This is a genomic window from Methylotenera sp., assembly GCF_030653755.1.
GTDB lineage: Bacteria > Pseudomonadota > Gammaproteobacteria > Burkholderiales > Methylophilaceae > Methylotenera.
Genome location: NZ_JAURYU010000026.1, coordinates 16,890 through 36,781 on the forward strand (window position 1 = coordinate 16,890; position 19,892 = coordinate 36,781).

Here is a 19,892-nt window from a genome sequence, read left to right on the forward strand (position 1 = left end):
TATGCTGTTTAATAGCTTTTAAGTGAAAATCTACTGATGAAATCACCTACATCATTTGCTGGTAACGAAACAATCAAATCTACATGCTCATTAAATACTTTATCAACAATCGCACCATTACACTTTGATAATGCCCTTGTCACAAAATCCATTTGATTATAAGCAATAGTGAGATTAATAGTTTTCATTTCCACATAATCTGCCACGTCTGCTGAATCCAGCGCAAGTTTAGCCGTACCACCATAAGCACGTGCCAAACCGCCTGTACCTAGATTAATGCCACCATAATATCTAATTACACCAACACATACATTAATCAGATTGCGACCTTCCAATAGTTTCAACACAGGCATACCTGCTGTGCCTGAAGGCTCGCCTGCATCTGAAAAACGCTGAACAATACCCTCTTCTGTTTTTAGCCTGAAAGCATAAGCAAGATGATGTGCATTTTGGTGCTTGGCAGCTAAAGCACGTAAGGCTTGTCCGACTTCTCGCTCTGAAGCACATGACACAGCCATTGCAATAAAACGTGATTTGGTAATGGTTTGCTCAGCAAACCCTGCTTGTACAATAATTTGCAATTACTTACGCCCACCTAAAATACTACCCAATATGCCACGGATAATTTGTCTACCTAATTGCGAGCCAATCGCTCGCGCAGCACTTTTTGCAGCGGCCTCTAATATGCCATCAGAACGGCTTACAGGTTGTTTTTTACTTGAGGATGCAGCGAGTTCTGCATCTGCAGCTGCAGTTGCATCAACATGGGCCTTTAAAATCTCATAAGCAGACTCACGATCCACTTGTTTCTCGTATACGTTATTCAACACTGAAGTCCTGATAGACTCAATACGTTCAGCATCAGTTGCTGGGCCAATACGGCTACCTGGCGGACAAACAAATGTGCGTTCAACAGGTGTCGGAATCCCTTTTTCATCCAAGAATGAAACCAGCGCCTCGCCTACTCCAAGCTCTGTAATCACACTAGCCACATCTAACTTTGGGTTAGACCTAAATGTCGTTGCGGCAGATTTCACGGCTTTTTGGTCTCGTGGTGTAAAAGCACGTAATGCATGCTGAACACGGTTCCCTAATTGCCCTAAAACGGCATCAGGGATATCTAGCGGATTTTGGCTCACAAAATACACACCAACCCCTTTAGAGCGAATCAGACGAACTACTTGCTCAACTTTTTCTAGCAATACGGATGGCGCATCATTAAATAACAAATGTGCTTCATCAAAAAAGAACACTAATTTAGGTTTATCTAAATCCCCTGCTTCAGGTAGCTTTTCAAACAGTTCGGACAACAGCCACAATAGCAGCGTGGCGTAAATGCGCGGCGAATTAAATAACTTGTCACTCATTAAGATATTAACGATCCCACGACCTTGCTCATCCGTTTGCATCAAATCATCTAAGTTAAGTGCTGGCTCACCAAATAGTTTATCGGCTCCTTGCGTTTCAAGTTGCAATAACGCACGCTGCACCGCGCCTACACTTGCCGCAGAAATATTGCCATATTGAGCTTGATACGCTGATGAGTTCTCAGAAGCATGCTGCATCATTGCGCGCAGATCCTTCAAATCCAACAGTAACCAGCCTTTATCATCGGCAATTTTAAAAATTGCGTTAAGTACACCAGCCTGCACATCATTTAAATTCAATAAACGTGCGAGTAACAATGGCCCCATTTCGGCAATTGTCGTGCGAACAGGATGGCCTTTTTCTCCAAACATATCCCAAAATGTAACTGGGCATTTCGCATAACTAAAGTCAGAAATTGCCAACTGCTGAACTCTAGCTTCAACTCGCGCATTACCACCGCCTTGCTGAGACATACCAGACAAGTCGCCTTTAACGTCAGCCATAAATACGGGCACACCAATTTTTGAGAAGCCCTCTGCCAGCGTCTGCAATGTGACAGTTTTACCTGTACCCGTTGCGCCAGCAATTAGGCCATGACGGTTTGCCATTCTAGGCAAGATAACACTTGATATTTCATTATTTTTTGCGATTAAAATGGGGTTAGCCATGAAGTGATTACCTAATTTTAGTCATAAACGTTAATAAATAGTGATAGCCAATACAGCAAGTCATTAGAAGTCACCCTTACGCGCTCTATCCATGATTTCAAGAAGCTTGGTTTCTAACTCTTGTGCAGATTTCTTTGCACGTTCAGTTGGCGATTTGATGCTTTGTAAATCAAAAGTCGGCCTATCCATCGCGATATAAAGCTGGCGTTTTTTATGTTCATCTAGCTTTTCGTAAATCGCAATTCTACAAGGTGCAAATACCAAAAACTCAGGATGATCTACAATGATTTCCGTCCCCATGCTCAAATTACAAAATGAGCGCACTTCTTTAATCCCTTGCGGATCTTCCCCACGCAACTTCATATGCTCACCTATAGGAAAGTTAGCGGGGTTAACAAAGTTCATCCCCTCTGAAATACTTTTCAAGCTTTCTACAACATCTTGGTAACTTACCCCTGCATTTACTGGCAACTCGTAAATGGCAGTAGCAGGATCAATAGCAGGCATGCCAGGCCTAACTTGACCAATCAGCACAATGTCTTTAGAAGCTAAATTCGGCTTACTAACACTACACGAAGCCATGAAGAATACGATGACCGATAAAAAAATAAGGTCAAATCTAAATTTCACCGTACGCATAGCGTTCACCCGTTCTAAATTTAGTCAGCGATCTTAAGCGCCTGATTTACCTCCGCACGATTAAAATGCGGCGCAATCAGCTCAATAAAACCATACATGTACGCACGTAAAAACGCATCTTTACGCACACCTAAGTATGTCGTGCTATCAGCAAACAAATGATCAACATCTATTTTTGCTAAATGCGTGTCACGCTCAGGATCATAAGCCATATTTGCCAGCAAACCTACCCCCAAGCCCAACGTCACATAGGTCTTAATTACATCAGCATCAATCGCAGTCAGCACTACATTAGGGGTTAATCCTGCATCAGAAAACGTTTTTGACACTAAAGTGCCACCAGTAAACGCAAAGTCATAAGTAATGAGTGGGTAGCTCGCTAGTTTCTCTAATGTTAAAGGTCCATCTGTGAGCAAAGGGTGTCCGTGTGGCACGACCACACATCGATTCCAGTGATAACAAGGCAAGCACAGCAAACTTTCTCTATCGCTGATAGACTCAGTCGCAATCCCAATATCAGCCTCCCCATTTTCAACCTGCTCGGCAACCTGACTTGGATTACCCTGATGAATATTAAGCTTAACTCGAGGATAGTTAGTCATAAAGGCTTTAACCGCAGCGGGTAGCTTATAGCGTGCTTGAGTATGCGTTGTGGCAATCGTTAATGTGCCAGTCTCAACATCACTAAACTCTTCCCCTACACGCTTAATATTTTCAATATCACGCATCACTTTATCAGCTAAGGCAATAATTTGCTGGCCTGGCTCAGTTAAGCCCGTTAAACGCTTACCATTACGTTTAAATATTTGCAGTCCAAGCTCTTCTTCAATTAATTGGATTTGCTTGCTAACACCAGGTTGTGATGTGTATAAAGCATCGGCTGCACTGGTAATATTTAACCCTTGCTTCACTACTTCATGCAAATACCGTAACTGATGTAATTTCATTTGGATTAATTTCTTTTTTTTAGCTCATCTTTAAAATAAATATTGAGTTTAAAGCCCGTAACTTCGACCCCAAACCATCACGCTATATAACTAAATAATATATCCATAGAATAACATATTCTTAAAAGAATAAGCTATTCACTGCTATAGTGCGCGACTAAATTAAGTTTATGATGATCAGGTACTCCACATGGAATTGGGTTATATTATTTCGGGCTTTGCAGTCGGCATGCTGGTTGGCATCACTGGCGTTGGTGGCGGTTCACTGATGACGCCCCTATTAGTATTTTTATTTGGATTCAAAGCAACAGTTGCTGTAGGCACAGACTTACTATATGCCGCAATTACTAAGACTGGCGGCGTATTTGTACACCACAACACACACAAATCTGTAGATTGGCGTGTTGTCACTTGGATGTCAGTGGGTAGCTTACCTTCTGCGGTAATCACCATTTTTGTGATTAAGCATCTCATTCAAATTGAAAAAGACATTTCAGGCATTATCACCTTTACATTGGGTGTTGCCCTGATTTTGACCTCTATCGCATTGATTATTCGTAGCTATTTAACGAGAAAAAAAATACGCGAAATCGAAGATAGTGTCATTAGTAGTGGTCGTTTTAACAAAATTCAAATCCCAGCGACCATATTTACTGGCATAATACTGGGTGCGCTAGTGACAATTTCTTCAGTAGGTGCTGGTGTACTTGGAACACTGGCACTGCTCTTTCTTTACCCTAAGATGAGCACGCTCAAAGTGGTAGGGACAGATTTAGCGCATGCAATCCCGTTAACCGCAGTTGCTGGTTTCGGTCATTGGACGCTTGGGCACGTCAACTTTGAACTGTTAGGCACATTACTCATTGGATCCTTACCTGGAATATGGGTCGGAAGCCACTTAAGTGTAAGAATTCCAGAGAAAATATTACGTCTAATTTTAGCCACACTCTTACTGGTGATTGGCTTGAAGTTCGTTTTAGTTTAATTTAAAAGTTAGTTTAAAAAGCACTATATATTATGTATAAATACGATGAAATAGATCAACAGATTGTTGATGAACGCGTTACCCAATATCGCGACCAAACTCGCCGCTATTTGGCTGGTGAATTATCAGAAGACGAATTCCGTCCACTACGCTTACAAAATGGGCTATATATTCAACGTCAGGCGCCGATGCTTCGCATCGCGGTGCCTTATGGCATGTTATCAAGCAAGCAATTGCGCAAACTTGGTGATATTTCAAAAAAATATGACAAAGGTTATGGTCACTTTAGTACACGCCAAAACTTGCAATTAAACTGGCCTAAACTAGAAGATGTACCTGAAATCTTGGCTGATTTAGCCACAGTTGAAATGCATGCGATTCAAACATCTGGCAACTGCATTCGTAACATCACAACGGATCAATTCGTAGGTGTAGCACCTGATGAAGTCATCGACCCACGTGCCATTGCTGAGATTATGCGCCAATGGAGCACCTTTCATCCTGAGTTCGCTTTATTACCACGTAAATTCAAAATTGCAGTTTCTGGTACTAAAAACGATCGTGCTTTGGTGCAAGCCCACGACATTGGTTTAGAATTCTACCGTGACAGCAACAACCAAGTAGCGATCAAGGTATGGGTTGGCGGTGGCTTAGGTCGCACCCCTATCTTAGGCACAGTCATTCGTGAACATCTTGAGTGGCAACATGCCCTCACATACTGCGAAGCAGTGATCCGCGTGTACAACTTACATGGCCGTCGTGACAATATATACAAAGCGCGTATCAAGATTTTAGTCAAAGCCTTAGGCATCGATGAATTCCGTCAACAAGTTGAAGCCGAGTGGGCGCACCTTAAAGACACAGATAACACGATTACCGAAGCTGAATTAGCACGCGTTGCGCAGCATTTTGATGCAATGCCTTATGAAAACGTACCAGCTCATGATGCCAGCTTTGATGCGGCGATTGCAAGCAATCCAGCATTTGCTGCATGGGTTAAACGTTGCGTACATGCGCACAAACAAGCAGGCTACCGTGCTGTTACCCTTTCGCTCAAGCCACATGGTCAAGCGCCTGGCGATATCTCATCTGAGCAAATGTGGGCTGTGGCAGACCTCGCTGACGAGTATAGCTTTGGTGAGTTACGTTCATCTCATGAGCAAAACTTGATATTGGCTGATGTCAAATTAAGCGATTTATTTGCATTATGGGAAAAAGCACGCGCTAACGGTTTAGCAAGCCCAAACATTGGTTTGCTGACAGATATCATTTGCTGCCCAGGCGGAGACTTCTGCTCGCTTGCAAACGCAAAGAGCATTCCTATCGCCAAAGCGATTCAAATGCAGTTTGATAACTTGGACTATCTACACGATATCGGTGATATTGAGCTTAACATCTCAGGCTGTATGAACGCTTGTGGTCATCACCATGTAGGTCATATCGGTATTCTTGGTGTAGATAAAGATGGCTCTGAGTGGTATCAAGTTACTATCGGTGGCAAACAAGGCAACGATGCAAGCATTGGTACTGTGATTGGGCCTTCATTCTCTGCGGATGAAATGCCTAGTGTCGTGCAAAAACTAATTGAGGTTTACATTCAAGAACGTACACCTGAAGAAAGATTTATTGATACTGTGCGCCGCTTGGGTGTTGCCCCATTCAAAGCACATGTCTATGCAAAAAATGAGGTTGTAGCATGAGTAATTTAATTAAACTGAACAATGGCGTTGCTAGCTTGGTAGAGGATGACTGGACATTGATTCAGTTACCAGCCACTCAAGTAGAAGAGCGCAAACAAGCAGGTAAAGTTGTTTTATTTAAACTCACTGGGGAAGCCACAGTGACTGATGCACAAATTGCGGATACAGTGATTCCAGCCACTGGCAAAATTATTCTGCCGTTAAGTGTATTTATTGCACGCAGCGATGAGTTTAAAAACCGTATTGCGCAAGGTGAAATTGGTGTTTGGTTAGCGACACATGAAATTTTAGAAAACTTGACTCAACATCAAGCAGACTTGAACACGCTACCTATCATCGCGATATTTGTTGAGCGCTTTGCCGATGGCCGTATTTTTTCATTAGGTAACTTGCTACGTACGCGCTTTGGCTTTAAAAATGAATTACGTGCATTTGGTGATGTATTACGCGATCAACTATATTTCTTGAAACGTAGTGGCTTTACTAGCTACTTAGTACGTGCTGACCGCTCAGCACAAGAAGCGATTGCCAGTTTGAATGATTTTACTAAACCATACCAAGGTGCGGTTGATGAACCACGCCCTGTATTTAAGCGTTACAACAGAGGCGCGTAAATGAGCACTGATGTAGATTTAGGCTCAGTTGTGATGCTCAAACCAAGTGCAAACAACCCAGCTACTAGACCAACACTCACTGATGCACTAGTAGCAAGTGTTAATCAAAAAGCGAGTGAAGTGATTGTATTACTAAGCAATGCCGCTAGCGAGCTTGGTGCCAATGAAGTCACTTTTGCTAATAGTTTTGGTGCTGAAGATATGGTGTTAACAGACATCATTCAGCGCCAAAAAATTGCGATTGAGATTTTCTCACTAGACACTGGCCGTTTACCTGTTGAAACTTACGACTTAATTGCCAAAACAGAGCAAACTTACAATACCAAGCTTAAAATCTTTTTCCCGCAATCAGATGCGGTAGAAAGCTATGTTAGAACCAATGGCATCAATGCGTTCTATGAGTCCATCGATTTACGCAAAGCTTGTTGTTTTATGCGTAAAGTTGAGCCCTTACAACGTGCTTTAAAAGGTAAAAAAGCATGGGTCACAGGCATGCGTGCAGAGCAATCAACCACGCGTGTTAATTTGCCATTTCGCGAGTTTGACAGTGGCAATCAGTTAGAAAAGTTTAACCCGCTTAGCAACTGGACAGAGCAAGAAGTGTGGGCATATATCCGCATGTTTGATGTGCCATACAATAAACTGCATGACCAATTTTACCCAAGCATAGGCTGTGCGCCATGCACGCGAGCGATTGCAATGGGTGAAGATGTCCGTGCTGGCCGCTGGTGGTGGGAAGACCCCAATAGCAAAGAGTGTGGATTACATGTAAAGAAATAATTTTATAGCATTCAGCTACTTTTGATAGCTGCGTCTCATGTAGTAATTTTGATTTTGAAACCTAAGAATATGACAACGACTAAACAACCTTTATCTCATTTAGACTGGCTAGAGTCAGAGGCCATTTACATTCTGCGTGAAGTCGCAGGGCAATGTAGCAACCCTGTATTGCTATTCTCAGGTGGCAAAGATTCTCTGTGTATTTTGCGTTTAGCTGAAAAAGCTTTTCGCCCAGGTAAGTTCCCGTTTCCACTCATGCATATTGATACAGGCCACAACTATCAAGAAGTATTGGACTTCCGCGACCAACGCGCAGCAGAGTTAGGTGAGCGCCTGATCGTACGTTCAGTTGAAGACTCAATGAAACGTGGTACGGTGGTACTTAAGTCACCTGATGAACCGCGCAATAAGCACCAATCAGTCACATTGCTTGAAGCAATTGAAGAGTTTGGCTTTGACTGCTGTATTGGTGGCGCACGCCGTGATGAAGAAAAAGCGCGTGCAAAAGAACGCATCATGAGTTTCCGTGATGAGTTTGGCCAGTGGGATCCTAAAAACCAACGCCCTGAGTTATGGAATTTGTATAACGCACGTTCACATAAAGGTGAAAATATTCGTGCATTCCCTATTTCTAACTGGACAGAAATGGACGTTTGGCAATACATCGAGCGTGAGAACTTAGGCTTACCAAGCATCTATTTCTCTCATAACCGCGACATTATTATGCGCGGTGGTGCAATGATGCCTGCAAACGTACCACTAGCTAACGGCGAAGTAATCAACCAACCTAAAGCAGGTGAAGAAGTCATTAACATGCAAGTTCGTTTTAGAACTGTAGGTGATATCACATGTACAGCGCCAGTGCTATCAGATGCAGACAATGTGAGCAAAATTGTGATTGAAACTGCGACCACCACCATTACAGAACGTGGCGCTACCCGCCTAGATGACCAAACCTCAGACGCTTCAATGGAACAGCGCAAAAAAGAGGGATATTTCTAAAAAATGCAACCTAAATCAATTTATTGAACCTATTGCTGCGTTGCTAGGTACTCGAAATCCTCATGTACTGCTTGTACACTCTGGATTCTGCGTTCCATGCGCCTTGCACTATTATTCAATAAACCGCTTTATCTAGCATTTTTGATAACTTGAAAACTAAACTTATGAATACACTACACAACGATTCTCTATTACGCTTTATGACATGCGGTAGCGTAGATGACGGCAAAAGCACACTAATTGGCCGTTTGCTATACGATACTAAAACCATTTTGGCTGATACGCTGACACAAATTTCAAATACCTCTAAAAAACGCGGTATGGAAGCTGTTGACTTATCACTGCTGACTGATGGTTTACAAGCAGAGCGTGAGCAAGGTATCACCATTGATGTTGCTTACCGCTATTTCAGCACTGGTACACGTAAATATATTATTGCAGATGCGCCTGGCCATGAGCAATATACACGTAACATGGTAACGGCAGCATCAACCGCAAATCTTGCGATTATTTTAATTGATGCACGTAGAGGCGTATTGACGCAAACACGCCGCCATAGCTATTTAGCGCACTTGGTAGGTATTCCACACATTGTGGTTGCCGTGAACAAAATGGACTTAGTCAATTATGACCAAGCGGTTTACGATAAAATTTGTGCAGATTATTTAGCATTTGCCACTGAAATTGGCTTACAACGTGATAACCATGACATCCGCTTTATTCCAATGTCTGCATTAAATGGCGACATGTTGGTAGACCGTCTGGAAAACATGCCTTGGTACACTGGCGAGACATTAATTGAAATGCTAGAAAAAGCACCTGCTGCACATACAGAACAATCAGAAGCATTCCGCTTCCCTGTTCAATTTGTATGCCGCCCGCATGCCTCTGACGACCCTGAGTTACATGACTTCCGTGGATTCATGGGGCGTATTGAGTCTGGTGAAATTACAGTAGGTGACGCAGTGACTGTGCTACCTAATGGCTACCAATCAAAAGTAAAAGCCATTCAGCTTGGCGCAGACCAGTTACAATCTGCATCCACAGAGCAAAGTGTTACCTTGCTGTTAGAAGATGAAATCGACACATCACGTGGCGACATGATCATTAAAAGTGCTGAAGCCATTGAGCCAGTAAAACAAATAGAAGCTTTTGTGTGCTGGCTATCAGAAACACCTCTGTCCACTGCACGCACTTACATCATTCGTCACACCACGCGTGAATCTAAAGCTAAAGTTGGCACCATCAGCTATAAAGTGGATGTGAATACATTAGAACAACAAGCGACTACGGACTTGAAAATGAATGACATTGCACGTATTAGTTTTAAACTTGCACAACCGCTCATGATAGATAGCTATAAAAACAATCGTGCGACTGGCGCGTTCATCATTATTGATGAGTCAACCAATAACACGGTTGGTGCAGGGATGATTGTGTAAATTCCAACAAAGTTACTGTGTACATATATGCGGTAACTTTGTAGCGTTAGTCATCGCAAATTAATCGAATTTCTAATAAAATAACGTTTTAGCTTTTAAGCTGTAAAGGACTTTAAAAATGACTTATGTCGTTACCGAAAATTGTATTCAATGTAAATTCACAGACTGTGTAGATGTTTGCCCAGTAGATTGCTTTGTAGAAGGTCCTAACTTCCTTGCAATTAACCCAGATGAATGTATTGATTGCACATTATGCGTTGCAGAATGCCCAGCTGAAGCCATTTTTGCTGAAGATGATGTCCCTGCAGACCAACAAGAATATATTGCATTGAATGCTAGACTTGCTCAATTATGGCCTGTGATTACTTCTCGTAAAGAAGCACTTGAAGATGCAGAGGCAATGAACGGCGTGCCTGGCAAACGTGATTTACTGATTGAGTAATCTTAGTATCAAATTTAGACATCAATCAAATACAGAAAAGGAGGCATATGCCTCCTTTTCTGTATTTACTAAGACATATAACACACTACATTGCTGCAATGACTAAACCACTAAGATTCCTTCAGCACTACTCACCTACCCTGCAAGATAAAATCAGGCAATTACAGGCGCAGAGCTTATTAGGCGACTATATTACACAACGCTACCCGCAACACCACTCCATCCAAACAGACAAAGCACTGTACCAATACAGTAACGAGATTAAACAAGCCTTCTTACGAAATGCTCCTGTTCTAGACAGAGTGCAATATGACAATAAATTAGGGATAGAGCATCATGCACTCGGTTTGAACACCGCCATCTCGCGTGTGCAAGGCGGAAAGCTTAAAGCAAAAAAAGAAATCAGAATTTCCTCATTCTTTAAAGAGTCACCTGTTGAGTTCTTACGCATGATTGTAGTTCATGAGCTGGCCCATTTGAAAGAACGCGATCATGACAAAGCTTTCTACCAACTCTGCCAACACATGGAACCAAACTACCATCAGCTAGAGTTCGATTGCCGTGTTTACCTCACATGGAAAAGTGAAAAGTAGTCGCTAGCATGCTAGTTACGCCAAACTTTAGCGCGACAAATCATCACCCAACTAAACATTAAATAAACAGCCATAGCAATTGCCAAACCCGATGGTGCATACCAAACAAGGGGAACAACTAGACCTGCTGATACAGTAGATAACAACATCTGAATAAATGCCTGTCCAGATGCAGCAGTTCCGCGGATTTTAGGGTACCGATCCAAAGCGGCTAATGACAATATCGGCATCGCCAAAGCCATACCAATATTAAACAAGGCAATTGGCACAATGTTATAAATAATATTGGTAGGTAGAAACAAGCAAACGCCGATATTAAGTATGACCATTGCGGACATCCAAATATACGCCACTTTAATTACTTTTCTTTGCGTGTATTTACCAGCGGCACGTTTAGCCAAATAAGAGCCTAACACCATGCCGCAGACTGTAGGCACAAACATATAAGCAAACTGATGCTCAGTTAAGCCTAAATGCTTTACTAAAAATACGGGACTAGCTAACACATAGAGGAAAAAACCTGCAAAATTTGCCCCAAGTGCAAATACGACATAATTAAATTCTTTATCACTAAAAATAATGCGGTAGTCTTTCATAACCTGCTTCGCTGAGAGCGGCAAACGCTTTGCTTTAGGCATTGTCTCAGGTAAATATTTGACTGCTGCCCATAGGCTGAGCGCTGCATATAGCGCCAAGAAGATAAATATAGCCTGCCAATGAATACCTAATAGCAAGCCGCCTATAATAGGTGCAACTGCTGGCGCAATGCCAAACAACATTTGCACGGTTGCCATCACACGTTGCGCTTGCGGACCGTCAAACAGGTCACGTACCATTGCACGTGCTACAACATTACCAGCGCCCCCAGATAGGCCCTGTAAAATACGAAAGAACCATAATGTTTCTACATTAGGTGCAAATGCACAGCCGATTGATGCCAATACAAAAATGCCTAACCCCCATTTAATGGTAGTAATACGTCCAATTGAGTCAGATATGGCACCATGCCACAGTGTCATCAGTGCGTATGGTAGTAAATAAAATGTAAGGCTTTGTTGAAGCTCTAATGAAGTGCCATGTAGCTCACGCTCTAGTGACGGGAATGCAGGCAAGTAGGTATCAATTGCAAATGGTGCAAGTGCGGCTAGACTTGCAAGTACAATCGACAATACCAATGGGGATGATGAATGCTTCAAATGAAAACTTTCAATAAATATTTCTACTGGCAATAAAAAACGCGCTACTGATAATGACAGTAGCGCGCTAGATTAAATCACAATAACGCTATTAATGCACCTATGAGAGATACAAGCTAGTGAGATACTAGTGACATTAAGGCAAGCTAAATACCAGTGAGATAAGACCAGCTAGTTATCTAAATACAAGTTATGGCAATGCGTGAAACTCATCTACACGGTCTTTAAGTTCACCAGCGATAATTTTCTTAGAGTTCTTATCATTTCTAAATACGATAGGCTGTGCTGCAATCGTAGGATTTCTTGAATCTAATATCGCCTGCTCAATTAAGTGATGATGCGGTGATTTACTACATACTGGGTCAGCCGCTTCAGCATCACCAGTAAGCAAGAATGATTGACAGCGACAACCGCCCAAATCGTTTTCTTTTTCGCTACATGTACGGCATGGCTCTTTCATCCAACTATCACCACGATACTTATTGAATGCTGGTGAATCTTTCCAGCTCCAACCTAAATCTGTATCTTTAACATTCGGGAATTGCATATTAGGTAGTACGCGTGCTGAATGACAAGGCAATACATCACCGTTAGCAGTCACAATCATGAACACCTCACCCCAACCATTCATACATTTTTTAGGACGATCAGAGAAGTAATCCGGTACTACAAAGAAAATCTTCATTTTACTACCAGACTTTTCTCTGAATTCGTTAGTAATTCGTTCAGCTTCATCTACCTGCTCTTTCGTAGGCATTAATTGGCTACGATTCACTAAAGACCAGCCGTAGTATTGGGTATTAGCAAGCTCGATGTACTCCGCTCCAAGTGCATCGGCCATCTCTAAAATTTCCTTCATGTGGCCTATGTTATAACGGTGAATCACAACATTAAGCACCATTGGGTAGCCATGACCTTTAATCATGGCGGCAACTTTTTTCTTGAGCTCAAAAGTTTTGGTATTCGTAATGAAGTTGTTAATTTCCTCAGTAATGTCATGCATCGATAACTGAATATGGTCTAAACCACCATCTTTGAACGCTTGAATGCGTTTTTCTGTTAAACCAACACCCGAGGTAATTAAATTACTGTAGTAGCCTAGCTTTTTAGCTTCAACAACAATGTCTTCAATATCATCACGCAACAGTGGCTCACCACCAGAAATACCTAACTGAATAGCGCCTAATTTACGTGCATCACGTAACGCTTGTATCCATTGCTCGGTTGTTAATTCATTTTGCGTATGTTTGTCATAATCAGTAGGGTTATAGCAAAATGCACAATGCAATGGACAGCGGTATGTTACCTCAGCTAACAACCATAATGGCTGTGTCTGTGTAACGCTGGCTGCAACACCATTATTTTGAGTTTGAGTGGCATGAATGGTCTTTTGAACCACTGACTCACCTAAGGATGCTTGTGTCATTTTGCTACTCCTAAATTAATCTAAACTTTACGTATCCAAGTTTTGCTTAGCGCAAGCTCATACATACCAATAATATCTTTTTCGATGTTTTCAGCATCTGGAAATGTAGCTTTTAAATCAGCGACTACATCCCCTACCGTTGCTTTACCATCTAGACGTTTAATCACTTCACCAGCACCGCCATGTAGTTTGACCATGCCTTCAGGAAAAAGTATCACATAGCTGCTTTGTGCCTCTTCCCACTGAAAGCGGTGGTGAGGTGAAAGTGTATAAATATCTGCGTTTTGAATCTGGTTATCCATCATCTGCTTTCTTAACTTACATTCATCACAGGTTGGCGCAGATAATCGCGACCTTCAACCTTAATGTCTGCTGATTGCAACATAATCGCATCCGCCATTACCCACAAGACATCAAGTTTAAATTGCAATATATCTAATGCACGCATCTGCATTTCACGAGTTTGGCTAAAGTAATCCAATGTCACTTCAAGACCCTGCTCTACATCACGACGTGCTTGAGTCAATCTATTTTTAAAATATTGCATACCCTCTGCATTAATCCATGGATACATCTCAGGCCATGAGTCTATACGTTGTTGGTGAATATGTGGTGCAAATAGTTCAGTTAAACTGGAGCAAACAGACTCCTGCCATGGTCGTTGTTTCGCAAAATTAATGTATGCATCAACAGCAAATTTTGTGCCTGGAGCTACCAATTTCAACGATGTCACTTCTTCACGACTTAGACCTACTGCTGCACCTAAATGAATCCAAGCCTCGATACCACCTTCACCACCCTCTGCAATTTGGCCGCTACCATCATGGTCGAAAATACGTTGTATCCAACCACGGCGCAGTTCACGATCTGGGCAGTTTGATAAAATTGCAGCATCTTTCATTGGAATCGCAATTTGGTAGTAATAGCGATTAGCCACCCATGCCTGCATTTGTTGCTGCGTAAGTTTACCCTCATACATCAACACGTGAATTGGATGATAGATGTGATAGCCTTTACCTTTTTCACGTAATTTAGCTTCAAACTCTTCTTTAGACCAGGGTGCTAATTTTTCAGCCATTTCTTTCTCCAAATATTTAAAGTGATTAAGTCAATTAAGACGCTTTTACTTTTAGGTTTTATCATCTTAGGTTGATCAACTAAGTATGCTGCCAACAATATTTCCTAATTAATAATTAAGCGTCTAAGCACTTTGTATTCTTACAAAATAATATCCATGCCATCATAAGCGACTTCAATTTTGTGTTCGTTCAATACAGCGCGCTCGGCGGAATCTTCACGCAAAATCGGGTTAGTGTTGTTGATATGAATCAACACTTTTCTTACATCACCAAATTTATCTAACTCTTCAATCATGCCATTAGGGCCAGATTGTGGATTATGACCAATGCTACGTGCAGTCTTAGTCATTAAACCCAAATCCAACATCTCCGTATCGGTCCAGAACGTACCATCGACCATAATGCAGTCTGCTTGATTCATTAACGCTGGTAAATGTGGCTCAATTTCAGCTAACCCTGGTGAATACCAACATTTTTTACCTGAGCTAATTTCTTCAATCAAAACACCAATCGTATCGCCTGGATGTGGGTCATTGCGGTGCGGTGAATATGGAGGTGCCGCACTCTTAAGCGCAACCGCTGTAAACTTCAAGTTAGGCACATTGGGCATAGTAAAACTGGTTTTACCATCAATCGGCACGTTGTGATGATTGATGCCACAATAATGCCCAAGAATATTTAAAATCTGATTCCCTGAAGTTAAATCACCATACACCATATCAGTACAGTAAATTTCACGTTTTACAGAGCCTTCACGCAACATATAAAGACCAGTTGTATGATCGATTTGCGCATCAATCAGCACAATCGCCTGAATACCTGTATCTCTGACAGCACGACCTGGTTGCAATGGAGCAAAGTCTTGAATCTGTTGCAACACATCTGGAGAAGCATTGAATAGCACCCAGTTCACACCATCACCACTTACACAAATCGATGATTGTGTACGCTTAGTCGCTTTAATGGTGCCTTTACGCAAGCCATCACAGTTAAAACAATTACAATTCCACTGTGGAAAACCACCCCCAGCACCAGCCCCTAATACATGTATATGCATGAATCTCTACAATTCTATTTAAATTAAACTTCAATCATTAAAAAATGTGCTTTTAAACACCACAGTTTTTTTGTAAAAAAATGAAAACACAACAATATAAAGTCCATTCTTTTACAAAAAAAGGCTGTCTCTCGGCAGCCTTTTTTTAATATTACGTCAACAATAATTACTTGTTCATTACGTACATTGTCACTTCAAAGCCAAAACGCATTTCTGTAGCTGCTGGTGTTGTCCACATGATAATTTCCTTTTTTTAATTTAGATAATTTCGCTACGCGCTTATTGCTGTAACGTGAGAAGCATTGTGCGCCCTAATTCATATGTACAACACTGCAAACTTACCCAATATCTACTAAGTAAATTCATGATGCACTGGTTAAAAAGCACTTAGCCCTTAATTATCCCAGCCAAGACTTCTAAAAACTTTGCGTTCTCTGAAAACAAACCAATACTTACCCTTAGATATTCAGGCATTTCATAGTTAGCCACAGGCCTGACAATCACACCTTGTTGCAACAGTTTTTGATTAACACTAGCAGCATCACCTACTTTGACACTAATGAAGTTTGCAAAAGATGGAATGTAGGTCAAACCTAATTGATCGAATCCCTGTTTTAGTTGTGCCATACCCGCTTGATTTAACGCGTAGCTACGCTCAACAAAGTCATCATCTGCCAATGAAGCAACAGCCGCAGCCTGCGCTACGCTGTTCACATTAAAAGGCTGGCGCACACGGTTCATCATATCTGCAACTTGCGCATGACATAAACCAAAACCAATACGTAATCCAGCTAAGCCATATGCTTTTGAAAAAGTACGTGAAATCACTAAATTTTCAAACTCGCTCAGCCAACCAATTGCTTCAGATTTGTACTCAGCTGATAAATATTCATCATATGCTTCATCCAGCACCACTAACACATGTTGCGGCACTTGTTTTAAGAATCTATATAAAGCTGCTTTTCCTAACAAAGTACCTGTTGGGTTATTAGGGTTGGCAATAAAAATCAAGCGCGTTTTATCTGTGATCGCTGCCAGCATTGCTGATAGGTCGTGTCCAAAATCTTTAGCTGGTACGACAACACCTTTAGCACCCATCGCCTGAGTCACTAATGGATAAACCGCAAAAGCATGTTGCGAGTAAATCACTTCACTATCACTACTCAAATAAGCACGCGCAACCAACTCTAAAATATCGTTTGATCCGTTACCAAACACAATCTGATCATGTGCAACGCCGAACTTAGTACTAACAGCTTCACGTAAGGCAAAACTATTGCCATCTGGATACCTTGCAATCTCTAGAATTGCATCTTGAATCGCGTAATCCGCCTTAGGACTAATGCCTAGCGGATTTTCATTCGAAGCAAGTTTTACAATATCTTCAATCTTCAAATTCATTTCCCGAGCAAGCTCTGTGATTGGCTTTCCACCCTGGTATGGTGCTATATTTTGAATATGTTGAGGTGCTTGAATGGTCATAATGTAGTGAGATTCAGAAAATGAAAAATATAAGAAGGAAAACTCATAAAAAAGTTGCAGGTGATGACATGCAACTTTTTACTTTATGGTGACAATAGTCGTCTTAATACGTTAAAAAGCAGAATTATGTAGCCTTTGCGCAAAAATCTGTACTTAATTTAACCTAAAAACAAAACCAGTCTTGATATAAGGTTAAATAACAGCCTGCGGGTAAGAGCCTAAAAGTTTAAGATAAGAAGCTCTAGATATAATTTCATTGATTGCTGAAGCAACATTGGCATCTTGCACATGCCCTTCAATATCAACATAAAACACATACTCCCACATACCACCTTTTGCAGGTCTTGATTCAAGCTTAGTCATGCTGACATTATGATTAGCCAATGGCTCCAATAAACCTAAAATTGCACCTGGTTGATTTTTAGTCGCAGTGACAAAAGAGGTTTTATCTTCACCTGATGGCGCAACATCATGTGCTGACAACACTAAAAAACGTGTGGTATTTTTAGGATCATCTTCAATATTTTCAGCAAGAATATTCAAATTAAACAACTCAGCTGCGCGCTTACTTGCAATTGCTGCAGCAAAAGTACCATCAGCCGCGATCAAGTCATGAATCATCTGCGCTGCACGCGCGTTACTTGTGACTGGCTCTCGCTCTGCTTTTGGTAGCATCTTATTTAACCACTCATGGCATTGCGATAAAGACTGCGAATGCGAGAATACATGTGATATTTGATGTATATCGGTCTGTTGCGAGAGCAAACAATGATGGATTGGTATTGTTACCTCACCACAAATTTTGAGTGGGCTACTTAATAGTAAATCTAAGGTTAATCCAACAGCACCTTCATTGGAGTTTTCTACAGGCACAACACCATAATCAGCCTGACCAGATTCTACGGTACGAAAAACCTCATCAATAGAACCGCATACTACCGCATGCTTGCCTTCACCAAATTGCTTCAGAGCCGCTTCTTCACTATAGGTACCAAGTGGGCCCAAAAAGGCAACGGTCATTTCCTTTTCTAATGCACGGCAATTAGACATAATGCTACGGAATATATTGGTCACAGCTTCCGCAGGTAGTGGCCCTGGATTAAGCTCTGTTAAGCGCCTTAATACCTGCGCTTCGCGCTCAGGGCGGTAAATCACCCCGTCATCTTTAAGCTCACCAATATGGCGTGCGTGGCTAGCTCGCTCATTAGCAAGTTTAAGTATCTGTTCATCAATCGCATCAATTTGGTCACGATGCTGCTTTAACAGGCTTGATAATTGTTCTTTAGACATATTTAGTGCGCTTTTTCAAATTCCTGCATATAACTCACCAAGGCCTGAACACCTTCAATTGGCATCGCATTATAAATTGACGCACGCATTCCACCGACCATACGATGACCTTTCAACTGCAAAAGACCCTTAGCCTCTGCACCCTTCAAAAAGGCATCATTTAAAGACTCATCAGCTAAGAAAAATGGAATATTCATGCGTGAACGATTATGTACAGCCACCTTATTGATATAAAAGTCAGTACTATCAATGTAATCATAAAGCATATTGGCTTTTTTAATGTTCACTTGTTCTATCGCACTCACACCACCCTGCGCTAACAGCCATTCAAACACCAAGCCTGCAATGTAAATGCTATAAGTGGGCGGCGTATTAATCATGGATTGATTTTCAGACTGCGTTTTCCAATTAAACACGGCTGGGGTTAAAGGTGAAGCGCGATCAAGTAGATCTTCACGCACAATCACAATGCATAAGCCAGCAGGACCAATATTTTTTTGCGCCCCACCGTAAATCACACCATACTGACTCACATCAATCGGGCGGGAAAGGATATGTGAAGACATATCAGCCACAATAGGCACATTACCAGCATCTGGCAAACCATCAAACTCCACGCCATTGATTGTTTCATTAGTACAGATATGCAGATATGCCGCATTTTTATTAAGCTGCCAAGTTGAAAATGCAGGCACACTGGTAAAACCATCAGCCTCACTCGTTGCGACCACATTGATTTTTCCATAAGCATTGGCATCTTCTACACTACGTTTAGACCATGCGCCTGTGACTACGTAATCAGCTTCGCCACCATTCAGCAAATTCATTGGAATAATGGCATTTTCTGCAATCGCGCCACCTTGCAAAAACAACACTTTATAGTTTTGTGGAACACTAAGAAGCTTACGTAAATCCGCTTCAGTTTTGGCCAAAATACTAGTGAACTCTTTACCACGGTGCGACATTTCCATCACACTCATGCCTGAGCCATGCCAATCCAACATTTCGGCTTGTGCACGTTCCAGTACTGGCTTAGGTAAAACTGCAGGTCCTGCTGAAAAGTTATAAATTTTAGTCATTAATTAAGTGATAGATCAAAAAATATTATTTTAAAATTAAATAGTTACATCAAAAGTGCATTTATTGAGTTGCTAACAACACACGGATTAAGCGCGTGCATTA

General features: G+C 41.6%; 21 protein-coding genes. 8 read left to right on the forward strand and 13 right to left on the reverse strand.

The genetic code is table 11. From position 1 onward, the window contains the following. Positions 1-8: 8 nt before the first annotated feature. From Q7U33_RS04915 to cysB, 4 genes are all read right to left on the reverse strand, one after another. Complete coding sequence (locus tag Q7U33_RS04915; protein ID WP_304858482.1) at positions 9-581, reverse strand: YigZ family protein; 573 nt, start codon at positions 579-581, stop codon at positions 9-11. Then, on the reverse strand, positions 582-2,036 hold the full coding sequence (locus Q7U33_RS04920) for a helicase HerA-like domain-containing protein (protein ID WP_304858483.1): 1,455 nt from the start codon (positions 2,034-2,036) through the stop codon (positions 582-584). 63 nt (positions 2,037-2,099) lie between these two features. Then, a complete protein-coding gene (locus Q7U33_RS04925) occupies positions 2,100-2,675 on the reverse strand; it encodes a DUF302 domain-containing protein (RefSeq protein ID WP_304858484.1) in 576 nt (191 codons plus the stop codon). Positions 2,676-2,695: 20 nt separating this feature from the next. Continuing rightward, positions 2,696-3,622 (reverse strand): HTH-type transcriptional regulator CysB, encoded by a 927-nt coding sequence (cysB, locus tag Q7U33_RS04930; RefSeq protein WP_304858485.1) that lies wholly within the window; start codon positions 3,620-3,622, stop codon positions 2,696-2,698. Between the two features lie 190 nt (positions 3,623-3,812). Here cysB and Q7U33_RS04935 point away from each other — a divergent pair, with 190 nt between their 5' ends. The 8 genes from Q7U33_RS04935 to Q7U33_RS04970 all read left to right on the forward strand — a co-directional run bounded on the left by Q7U33_RS04935 (position 3,813) and on the right by Q7U33_RS04970 (position 11,180). Further along, on the forward strand, positions 3,813-4,607 hold the full coding sequence (locus tag Q7U33_RS04935; RefSeq protein ID WP_304858486.1) for a sulfite exporter TauE/SafE family protein: 795 nt from the start codon (positions 3,813-3,815) through the stop codon (positions 4,605-4,607). Positions 4,608-4,639: 32 nt separating this feature from the next. Then, complete coding sequence (locus Q7U33_RS04940; protein ID WP_304858487.1) at positions 4,640-6,307, forward strand: nitrite/sulfite reductase; 1,668 nt, start codon at positions 4,640-4,642, stop codon at positions 6,305-6,307. Beyond that, positions 6,304-6,921 (forward strand): DUF934 domain-containing protein, encoded by a 618-nt coding sequence (locus Q7U33_RS04945; RefSeq protein ID WP_304858489.1) that lies wholly within the window; start codon positions 6,304-6,306, stop codon positions 6,919-6,921. The genes Q7U33_RS04940 and Q7U33_RS04945 overlap by 4 nt, the downstream gene beginning before the upstream one ends. Continuing rightward, on the forward strand, positions 6,922-7,701 hold the full coding sequence (locus Q7U33_RS04950; protein WP_304858490.1) for a phosphoadenylyl-sulfate reductase: 780 nt from the start codon (positions 6,922-6,924) through the stop codon (positions 7,699-7,701). A 69-nt stretch (positions 7,702-7,770) separates the two neighbouring features. Continuing rightward, entirely contained in the window at positions 7,771-8,703 is a 933-nt protein-coding gene (gene cysD, locus Q7U33_RS04955; protein ID WP_304858491.1) for a sulfate adenylyltransferase subunit CysD, read from the forward strand. A 164-nt stretch (positions 8,704-8,867) separates the two neighbouring features. Next, positions 8,868-10,145 (forward strand): sulfate adenylyltransferase subunit 1, encoded by a 1,278-nt coding sequence (locus Q7U33_RS04960; protein ID WP_304858492.1) that lies wholly within the window; start codon positions 8,868-8,870, stop codon positions 10,143-10,145. Positions 10,146-10,263: 118 nt separating this feature from the next. Then, the gene (fdxA, locus tag Q7U33_RS04965) at positions 10,264-10,587 is read left to right on the forward strand and encodes a ferredoxin FdxA (RefSeq protein ID WP_304858493.1); all 324 of its coding nucleotides are present in this window, start codon (positions 10,264-10,266) and stop codon (positions 10,585-10,587) included. 98 nt (positions 10,588-10,685) lie between these two features. Continuing rightward, complete coding sequence (locus Q7U33_RS04970; protein ID WP_304858510.1) at positions 10,686-11,180, forward strand: M48 family metallopeptidase; 495 nt, start codon at positions 10,686-10,688, stop codon at positions 11,178-11,180. Positions 11,181-11,191: 11 nt separating this feature from the next. Here the strand turns inward: Q7U33_RS04970 and Q7U33_RS04975 are convergent, their stop codons facing one another. The 9 genes from Q7U33_RS04975 to serC all read right to left on the reverse strand — a co-directional run bounded on the left by Q7U33_RS04975 (position 11,192) and on the right by serC (position 19,789). Continuing rightward, positions 11,192-12,376: a multidrug effflux MFS transporter gene (locus Q7U33_RS04975; RefSeq protein ID WP_304858494.1), complete on the reverse strand. Its 1,185-nt coding sequence runs from the start codon at positions 12,374-12,376 to the stop codon at positions 11,192-11,194. Positions 12,377-12,566: 190 nt separating this feature from the next. Then, positions 12,567-13,802 (reverse strand): pyrroloquinoline quinone biosynthesis protein PqqE, encoded by a 1,236-nt coding sequence (gene pqqE, locus Q7U33_RS04980; RefSeq protein ID WP_304858495.1) that lies wholly within the window; start codon positions 13,800-13,802, stop codon positions 12,567-12,569. 20 nt (positions 13,803-13,822) lie between these two features. Further along, positions 13,823-14,107: a pyrroloquinoline quinone biosynthesis peptide chaperone PqqD gene (gene pqqD / locus Q7U33_RS04985; RefSeq protein ID WP_304858496.1), complete on the reverse strand. Its 285-nt coding sequence runs from the start codon at positions 14,105-14,107 to the stop codon at positions 13,823-13,825. A gap of 8 nt (positions 14,108-14,115) precedes the next feature. Then, positions 14,116-14,880, reverse strand: a complete 765-nt coding sequence (gene pqqC, locus Q7U33_RS04990) for a pyrroloquinoline-quinone synthase PqqC (RefSeq protein WP_304858498.1) — start codon at positions 14,878-14,880, stop codon at positions 14,116-14,118. A 140-nt stretch (positions 14,881-15,020) separates the two neighbouring features. Beyond that, a complete protein-coding gene (gene pqqB / locus Q7U33_RS04995) occupies positions 15,021-15,938 on the reverse strand; it encodes a pyrroloquinoline quinone biosynthesis protein PqqB (protein WP_304858499.1) in 918 nt (305 codons plus the stop codon). Positions 15,939-16,104: 166 nt separating this feature from the next. Continuing rightward, on the reverse strand, positions 16,105-16,176 hold the full coding sequence (gene pqqA / locus Q7U33_RS05000) for a pyrroloquinoline quinone precursor peptide PqqA (RefSeq protein ID WP_012777389.1): 72 nt from the start codon (positions 16,174-16,176) through the stop codon (positions 16,105-16,107). Between the two features lie 149 nt (positions 16,177-16,325). Next, complete coding sequence (hisC, locus tag Q7U33_RS05005; RefSeq protein WP_304858500.1) at positions 16,326-17,420, reverse strand: histidinol-phosphate transaminase; 1,095 nt, start codon at positions 17,418-17,420, stop codon at positions 16,326-16,328. A gap of 192 nt (positions 17,421-17,612) precedes the next feature. Further along, positions 17,613-18,710: a prephenate dehydratase gene (gene pheA / locus Q7U33_RS05010; RefSeq protein ID WP_304858501.1), complete on the reverse strand. Its 1,098-nt coding sequence runs from the start codon at positions 18,708-18,710 to the stop codon at positions 17,613-17,615. Between the two features lie 2 nt (positions 18,711-18,712). After that, on the reverse strand, positions 18,713-19,789 hold the full coding sequence (gene serC, locus Q7U33_RS05015; RefSeq protein WP_304858502.1) for a 3-phosphoserine/phosphohydroxythreonine transaminase: 1,077 nt from the start codon (positions 19,787-19,789) through the stop codon (positions 18,713-18,715). Positions 19,790-19,892: the final 103 nt, after the last annotated feature.

What these genes read in the sequence shown, in the direction of transcription:
- Q7U33_RS04920 (WP_304858483.1), bottom strand. Translation starts at nt 2,036, where the DNA reads ATGGCTAACCCCATTTTAATCGCAAAAAATAATGAAATATCAAGTGTT.
- Q7U33_RS04925 (WP_304858484.1), bottom strand. Translation starts at nt 2,675, where the DNA reads ATGCGTACGGTGAAATTTAGATTTGACCTTATTTTTTTATCGGTCATC.
- cysB (WP_304858485.1), bottom strand. Translation starts at nt 3,622, where the DNA reads ATGAAATTACATCAGTTACGGTATTTGCATGAAGTAGTGAAGCAAGGG.
- Q7U33_RS04935 (WP_304858486.1), top strand. Translation starts at nt 3,813, where the DNA reads ATGGAATTGGGTTATATTATTTCGGGCTTTGCAGTCGGCATGCTGGTT.
- Q7U33_RS04940 (WP_304858487.1), top strand. Translation starts at nt 4,640, where the DNA reads ATGTATAAATACGATGAAATAGATCAACAGATTGTTGATGAACGCGTT.
- Q7U33_RS04945 (WP_304858489.1), top strand. Translation starts at nt 6,304, where the DNA reads ATGAGTAATTTAATTAAACTGAACAATGGCGTTGCTAGCTTGGTAGAG.
- Q7U33_RS04950 (WP_304858490.1), top strand. Translation starts at nt 6,922, where the DNA reads ATGAGCACTGATGTAGATTTAGGCTCAGTTGTGATGCTCAAACCAAGT.
- cysD (WP_304858491.1), top strand. Translation starts at nt 7,771, where the DNA reads ATGACAACGACTAAACAACCTTTATCTCATTTAGACTGGCTAGAGTCA.
- Q7U33_RS04960 (WP_304858492.1), top strand. Translation starts at nt 8,868, where the DNA reads ATGAATACACTACACAACGATTCTCTATTACGCTTTATGACATGCGGT.
- fdxA (WP_304858493.1), top strand. Translation starts at nt 10,264, where the DNA reads ATGACTTATGTCGTTACCGAAAATTGTATTCAATGTAAATTCACAGAC.
- Q7U33_RS04970 (WP_304858510.1), top strand. Translation starts at nt 10,686, where the DNA reads ATGACTAAACCACTAAGATTCCTTCAGCACTACTCACCTACCCTGCAA.
- pqqE (WP_304858495.1), bottom strand. Translation starts at nt 13,802, where the DNA reads ATGACACAAGCATCCTTAGGTGAGTCAGTGGTTCAAAAGACCATTCAT.
- pqqD (WP_304858496.1), bottom strand. Translation starts at nt 14,107, where the DNA reads ATGATGGATAACCAGATTCAAAACGCAGATATTTATACACTTTCACCT.
- pqqC (WP_304858498.1), bottom strand. Translation starts at nt 14,880, where the DNA reads ATGGCTGAAAAATTAGCACCCTGGTCTAAAGAAGAGTTTGAAGCTAAA.
- pqqB (WP_304858499.1), bottom strand. Translation starts at nt 15,938, where the DNA reads ATGCATATACATGTATTAGGGGCTGGTGCTGGGGGTGGTTTTCCACAG.
- hisC (WP_304858500.1), bottom strand. Translation starts at nt 17,420, where the DNA reads ATGACCATTCAAGCACCTCAACATATTCAAAATATAGCACCATACCAG.
- pheA (WP_304858501.1), bottom strand. Translation starts at nt 18,710, where the DNA reads ATGTCTAAAGAACAATTATCAAGCCTGTTAAAGCAGCATCGTGACCAA.
- serC (WP_304858502.1), bottom strand. Translation starts at nt 19,789, where the DNA reads ATGACTAAAATTTATAACTTTTCAGCAGGACCTGCAGTTTTACCTAAG.